General features: G+C 66.2%; 2 protein-coding genes. One reads left to right on the forward strand and one right to left on the reverse strand.

Translation table 11 applies throughout. From position 1 onward, the window contains the following. Positions 1-225: 225 nt before the first annotated feature. Positions 226-702, forward strand: coding sequence for a VOC family protein (locus QN219_RS25875; RefSeq protein ID WP_284002978.1), 477 nt, complete (start codon positions 226-228; stop codon positions 700-702). Positions 703-793: 91 nt separating this feature from the next. On the opposite strand, the gene QN219_RS25880 is transcribed toward QN219_RS25875, so the two are convergent. Continuing rightward, a partial coding sequence (locus QN219_RS25880; RefSeq protein WP_284002979.1) for a translocation/assembly module TamB domain-containing protein occupies positions 794-6,435 on the reverse strand: 5,642 nt, incomplete at its 5' end.

Below are 6,435 nucleotides of genomic sequence, written 5' to 3' on the forward strand. Positions count from 1 at the left end.
CGTACTTTGGCGCGTCACATAAGGCGCGCGGCGCTGTCGTGCAACCGTCGGTGCTGTGCGTCTTTCGCGGCCGCGAAACGGTTTTTGTTCTTGATTTGTTCTGATTCCCTTGTAAGATGTTCCACCTCAGCAAAAAGCGAAGCATGAGGAAAGTGCGCGGCGTCCGCCCGCATCCCGTTCTCATTCATTGGAAATGATCACGTTCATCGGTCCAGGGAGGTTGTCATGGCCACGTATAATGGCGGGCCGGCGCGGCAGATTTGCATAAAGCTGTTCGTCAGACATGGGGACGAGGAACGGGCGATCGCCTTCTACCGTGACGTCTTCGGCGCTGAGCTTCTCCAGCGTCATGAGTGGAGCGGCATCCTGACGAGTGCCGACCTTTGCATCGGCGATTCCATCTTTCGGGTGGCCGGCGCCAATCCGCGTCGGGATGCCGAGCCGCGGCTTGGCGGCCCGCGTTCGCCACATGCGCTTGGGACGACGGCGGCGATCCTCGAACTGCACGTCGACGACGTGGATCGTGTGCTCGGACGGGCGATCGGTGCCGGTGCGAGCCTGCGCAATGCCGCCGAAACGCTACCGACGGGAGATCGGGTCGGCGCGCTCATCGACCCATTTGGGCACATCTGGGCACTGTTCACCGGCATTGACGAAAGCGAGGTGCTGGACGCGTTCGGGGTAGACCGAAATGCCGCTTGACCGATGACGGCATCGCTCCTTGTCCACGCTCCGCTTGTGGAGAGGGCGGAGCAAAACCAGGTGGGGCCACCGCGGAATATCCTGGCTTCGTCTAATATTCCCGCTCGAAGAAGATGCCGCCGGCAGCGGAGCCATCGCCGGCGGCTTCGCCCTTCAGCTTTATACCTCGTCCCACATCGAGATTGATCACGGCCTTGCTGGAGCCCGCGTCCTCGCCTTGCTGCAATTCGAGGTAGGTCCGGTCGTTTAGGTATTTGCCGGCGCGCACCTGCGCGCCGCCGCTCTCGTCGGTCGTTATGTCGAGATCGTCGACGCCGAGCTTGTTGCGCAGGCCATCGAGCACGGACGTCGAGCCACCGCCGGCGAGCTGGCTGACGGCCGAAGCGAGCTGGGCGATCTGGAATGCCGACAGATTGGAAAGCGATCGGTTGAAGATGAGCCGCGCCAGGATCTCGTCCTGGGGCAGTGCCGGGGAGGAGGAGAACGTCACCTGCGGATTGTTGGCAGGCCCGGCGACATTGACGGTGATGGTCGTCGAACCGGCGGTAGACGTGGCGTCGAGGTCGAGGATGGGGATCAGGTCGCCGCCGAAGCTGATCCGGCCGTTGGTGAAGGTAAGTCGCTTGGCGAGAATCTCGAGGCGTCCGCGCCGCATGTCGAACCCACCGGAAACGATCGGCTGGACGGCCGTGCCCCGGATCGTCAGGTCGCCGCCGAGCTCCGCGTCGATGCCGCGCCCGCGCACGAAGAACTGTCCCGGGGAACTGACGGCGAGATCGAAGGCGATGATGCCGCGGGCCTGGGCTCCGACCCCCGCGGAGGGATCTCTGCGCACGTCCCTTGCCATCTGCCGCACTCTGGCCGGCGCATTCCTGTGCTGGATGTCGATCTCGGACAGAGAGGTGGGCAATTTTTCAGGAACGGTGATTGCCGCGCGGCGGACGGTCAGCCGGCCGCCGAGCACCGGTGTGGCGACGAGCGGACCTTTCAAAGTCAGATCGCCGGCAAGATTTGCGGTGAAGAGCGTGCCGTCGACATAGCTCGCATTGTTGAGCCGGATTCTCAAATCCGCGGGGAAACCGGAATCGGCTGCGATCCCGATGGTCCCGCTTGCCTCGATCGAGCCACCGGTGGCGAGATTGGTGGAAAGCCTCGAAATCGTCGCCTGCCTGCCATCCAGCGTGACATTTGCTGCCAGGTCGTTGAAGGCGAGATTGCGCCGCACGTCGACCAGTCGGCCGCCGGCGGTCCTGATCGTACCGCTTATTTGCGGCGCCTTCGCCGAGCCGGAAAGGGAGAGATCGACAGTCGCGGAGCCGGTAAGCGTGAAACCGTTTTCCGCCATGAGATTGGCAAGCAGCGCGAAGGGCACGTTGCCCGAGAATTTCATCGAAAGTGGCATGTTGCCGCCAAGCTCGACGGTTCCGCCGCCCCTGATGGAAAGCCCGGAAGCGCCCGACAATACGGCGTCGAGCGTGACGCGATTGTCGATGAGCCGGCCCTTCGCGGTAATGTCGACCGCGCCGACGCCCGCCGAACGTACCTGCGCCACGGAAGCGCCGCTCCATCTGAGATCGTATACGACCACCGGCGCGGCCGGAGTTCCGTCGATCTCGACCGTTCCGGCGACCGTGCCCTCCGCACCGACGGTGGGCGCGAAACTGTTGATAAGAGCGGCGGGCATGGCATTCAGACGCGCCGAGAGATCGAGCTTTTCCCCCGCCGTGCCGGTGACCGTGATGGTGCCCCTCGACGCCTGAATGACGAGGTCCTTTAGACGCACGATGGTATCGTCGATCGCCACGACCGTCGGCTTGGCGAGTTTCAGCGGAATTTGCTTCGGCGTCGCCGAGAAGGAAGCAAGACGGACTTCCGTGCGGCCTCCGCTACTGGAAAGATCGCCCTTTGCCGCGAGCGGTCCGCCGTCATATTTCGCGTCGATCGAGAAGCCCGTCCTGTCCCCCTGCTGCTCGAAAGCGAGATTGAGGCCGGAAACGCGGTTCTGCCCTTGCGCGACGCTTTCCGCCCTGACGCTGCCTCTGATCGCGAGCGCGGCGATATCAGCGATGCTGATGTCCGCGACGGGTTTTGCAATCGTCAGGGCATCACGTTTGATACCGCTGCCGCTCGCCTTGAGCGAAACGGACGTGACACCGTTCGCAGTCCTGATCGTCGCCGAGCCGGCGAGATCGCCGGAAGCCCTCTGGCCGGCTATCGCCGCCAGAAGGCCGAGATCGGGCACGTTGAAGTCGATCGTGCCGTTTGGCTTGAAGTCGGGCGTCAGGTCGAGCGCGCCGGTCAGCCGGTTGTCGCCGACCTTTGCCTCCAGCGTCGGGATCGAGGTGCGGCCGTTGTCGGAAACGATGTCGGCCCGGATGTCGATCGCCTGGCCGCCGAGTGCGCCGGTCGCGGTCAGCTTCGCCTGCGGGCTGCCGGGTTTCGCCGTCGCGTCGGCATTGATCACCAGGTCGGACAGCGTGCGGCCGGCAAGCGTCGCGCCGCTGGAGGTCATCTGCGCCTTCACGCCGAGTTCGTCGAGCGGACCGGAGATGTCGGCGCTGAACGCGGCATTGCCCGTTGCGTCCGCAAGCAGTTTGCCGAGGTCAGGCAATGTGCCCTCGATCGCCGCGGTCAGCGCGCCTTCGGCAAGCGCAGCGGAGCCGCGGGCGTCGACAGTGCCGGACGTCAGCTCAAGCGCGCTCAGCCTGACGCTGCCGCCTTCGCCGGTTTCGACGTTGCCGGAGAGCGCGATCGTCCTGTCAAATTTGGCGGCGAGGCCGGGGGGCAGCAGATGCGGTTCGGCGAAGAGCTTGAAGTCCGCCGAGGCGGTCGCGTCCGCCCGGTTCAGGCGGCCGGTGACGTTGCCGCGGAAGTCTCCACTCTCGATCGCCATCGGATCGAAGCGGACTTCCCCTTCGGCAACCGTGATCGTGCCTTTCGCGGTAACGTCCTGCGCGACGATGCCGGCGGAGCGAACCGAGGCGATCGATGCGCCGTTCCAGACGAGATCGTAGCCGACCACCGGCGCTGCTGCCGGGCCGTCGACGTCGACGGTGCCGCCGATCGCGCCCTCGGCGCCGAGCGTCGGGGCGAAGGTGTTGATCAGGGTGGCGGGGAGCGCGTTGATTTGCGCCGAAATGTCGAGTTGCTCGCCGGCGGTGCCGGCGACGACAATTGCGCCGTCCGATGCGAGAATGGTGAGATCGTCGAGGCGAACGATGCCGTTCTCGATGGCGACGGTCGCCGGCGCGGCAAGCTGCAGCGGCACGCGCTTCGAGGCTGCCGAGAAGGAGGCCAGCCGGATCTCCGTGCGCCCGGCATTGCTTACGAGATCGCCCGCGGCTGCGACCGGCGCGCCGTCATAGGACGCGTCGAGCGAGAAGCCGGTTTTTCCCGCCTGCTGCTCGAAGGCGAGATTGAGGCCCGAGAGCCGGTTTTCTCCCTGCCCGAGGCTTTCCGCGCCGATGTTGCCCCTGATTGCCAGCTTGGCGACATCGGCGATGCTGATGTCGGCGGTGGGCCTGGCGATCGTCAGCGCATCGCGGCTGATGCTGCCGCCGTTCGCCTTGAGCGTGATCGACGTGACGCCATCGACGCTGCGCACCGTTGCGGAACCGGCAAGATCGCCGGATGCGGTCTGGCCGGCCATGGCGGCCAACAGGCCGAGGTTCGGCAGATTGAAGTCGATCGTGCCGTTTGGCTTGAAGTCGGGCGTCAGGTCGAGCGCGCCGGTCAGCCGGTTGTCGCCGACCTTTGCCTCCAGCGTCGGGATCGAGGTGCGGCCGTTGTCGGAAACGATGTCGGCCCGGATGTCGATCGCCTGGCCGCCGAGTGCGCCGGTCGCGGTCAGCTTCGCCTGCGGGCTGCCGGGTTTCGCCGTCGCGTCGGCATTGATCACCAGGTCGGACAGCGTGCGGCCGGCAAGCGTCGCGCCGCTGGAGGTCATCTGCGCCTTCACGCCGAGTTCGTCGAGCGGACCGGAGATGTCGGCGCTGAACGCGGCATTGCCCGTTGCGTCCGCAAGCAGTTTGCCGAGGTCAGGCAATGTGCCCTCGATCGCCGCGGTCAGCGCGCCTTCGGCAAGCGCAGCGGAGCCGCGGGCGTCGACAGTGCCGGACGTCAGCTCAAGCGCGCTCAGCCTGACGCTGCCGCCTTCGCCGGTTTCGACGTTGCCGGAGAGCGCGATCGTCCTGTCAAATTTGGCGGCGAGGCCGGGGGGCAGCAGATGCGGTTCGGCGAAGAGCTTGAAGTCCGCCGAGGCGGTCGCGTCCGCCCGGTTCAGGCGGCCGGTGACGTTGCCGCGGAAGTCTCCACTCTCGATCGCCATCGGATCGAAGCGGACTTCCCCTTCGGCAACCGTGATCGTGCCTTTCGCGGTAACGTCCTGCGCGACGATGCCGGCGGAGCGAACCGAGGCGATCGATGCGCCGTTCCAGACGAGATCGTAGCCGACCACCGGCGCTGCTGCCGGGCCGTCGACGTCGACGGTGCCGCCGATCGCGCCCTCGGCGCCGAGCGTCGGGGCGAAGGTGTTGATCAGGGTGGCGGGGAGCGCGTTGATTTGCGCCGAAATGTCGAGTTGCTCGCCGGCGGTGCCGGCGACGACAATTGCGCCGTCCGATGCGAGAATGGTGAGATCGTCGAGGCGAACGATGCCGTTCTCGATGGCGACGGTCGCCGGCGCGGCAAGCTGCAGCGGCACGCGCTTCGAGGCTGCCGAGAAGGAGGCCAGCCGGATCTCCGTGCGCCCGGCATTGCTTACGAGATCGCCCGCGGCTGCGACCGGCGCGCCGTCATAGGACGCGTCGAGCGAGAAGCCGGTTTTTCCCGCCTGCTGCTCGAAGGCGAGATTGAGGCCCGAGAGCCGGTTTTCTCCCTGCCCGAGGCTTTCCGCGCCGATGTTGCCCCTGATTGCCAGCTTGGCGACATCGGCGATGCTGATGTCGGCGGTGGGCCTGGCGATCGTCAGCGCATCGCGGCTGATGCTGCCGCCGTTCGCCTTGAGCGTGATCGACGTGACGCCATCGACGCTGCGCACCGTTGCGGAACCGGCAAGATCGCCGGATGCGGTCTGGCCGGCCATGGCGGCCAACAGGCCGAGGTTCGGCAGATTGAAGTCGATCGTGCCGTTTGGCTTGAAGTCGGGGGTCAGGTCGAGCGCGCCGGTCAGCCGGTTGTCGCCGACCTTCGCCTCCAGCGTCGGGATCGAGGTGCGGCCGTTCTCGGAAACGACGTCGGCCCGGATGTCGATCGCCTGGCCGCCGAGTGCGCCGGTCGCGGTCAGCTTCGCCTGCGGACTGCCGGGTTTCGCCGTCGCGTCGACATTGATCGCCAGGTCCGTCAGCGTACGGCCGGCAAGCGTCGCGCCGCTGGAGGTTATCTGCGCCTTCACGCCGAGTTCGCTGAGCGGACCGGAGATCGCGGCACGGAACGCCGCCGCGCCTCTGGCGTCGGCGAGCAGCCTGCCGATATCGGGAAGGTTTCCTTCAATATCAGCGGTCAAGGTACCGTCGGTGAGCGTGGCGGTGCCCGAGGCATCCAGTATTCCGGATTTGACGTCAAGCCCGCTCAGCCTGACGCTGCCGTCTTCGCCGGTCGCGACGTTTCCTGTTGCCGCGATCGTATTATCGAACTTTGCGGCGATACCGGGCGGCAGAACGCCGGGCATCGCGAACAGCTTGAACGCCGCCTCGACCGTGGTATCGGCGCGGTTCAGGCTGCCGGTGACGCTGC

The organism is Sinorhizobium sp. 8-89 (assembly GCF_030124325.1).
In the GTDB taxonomy this organism is placed as follows: Bacteria; Pseudomonadota; Alphaproteobacteria; order Rhizobiales; family Rhizobiaceae; genus Sinorhizobium.

What these genes read in the sequence shown, in the direction of transcription:
- QN219_RS25875 (WP_284002978.1), top strand. Translation starts at nt 226, where the DNA reads ATGGCCACGTATAATGGCGGGCCGGCGCGGCAGATTTGCATAAAGCTG.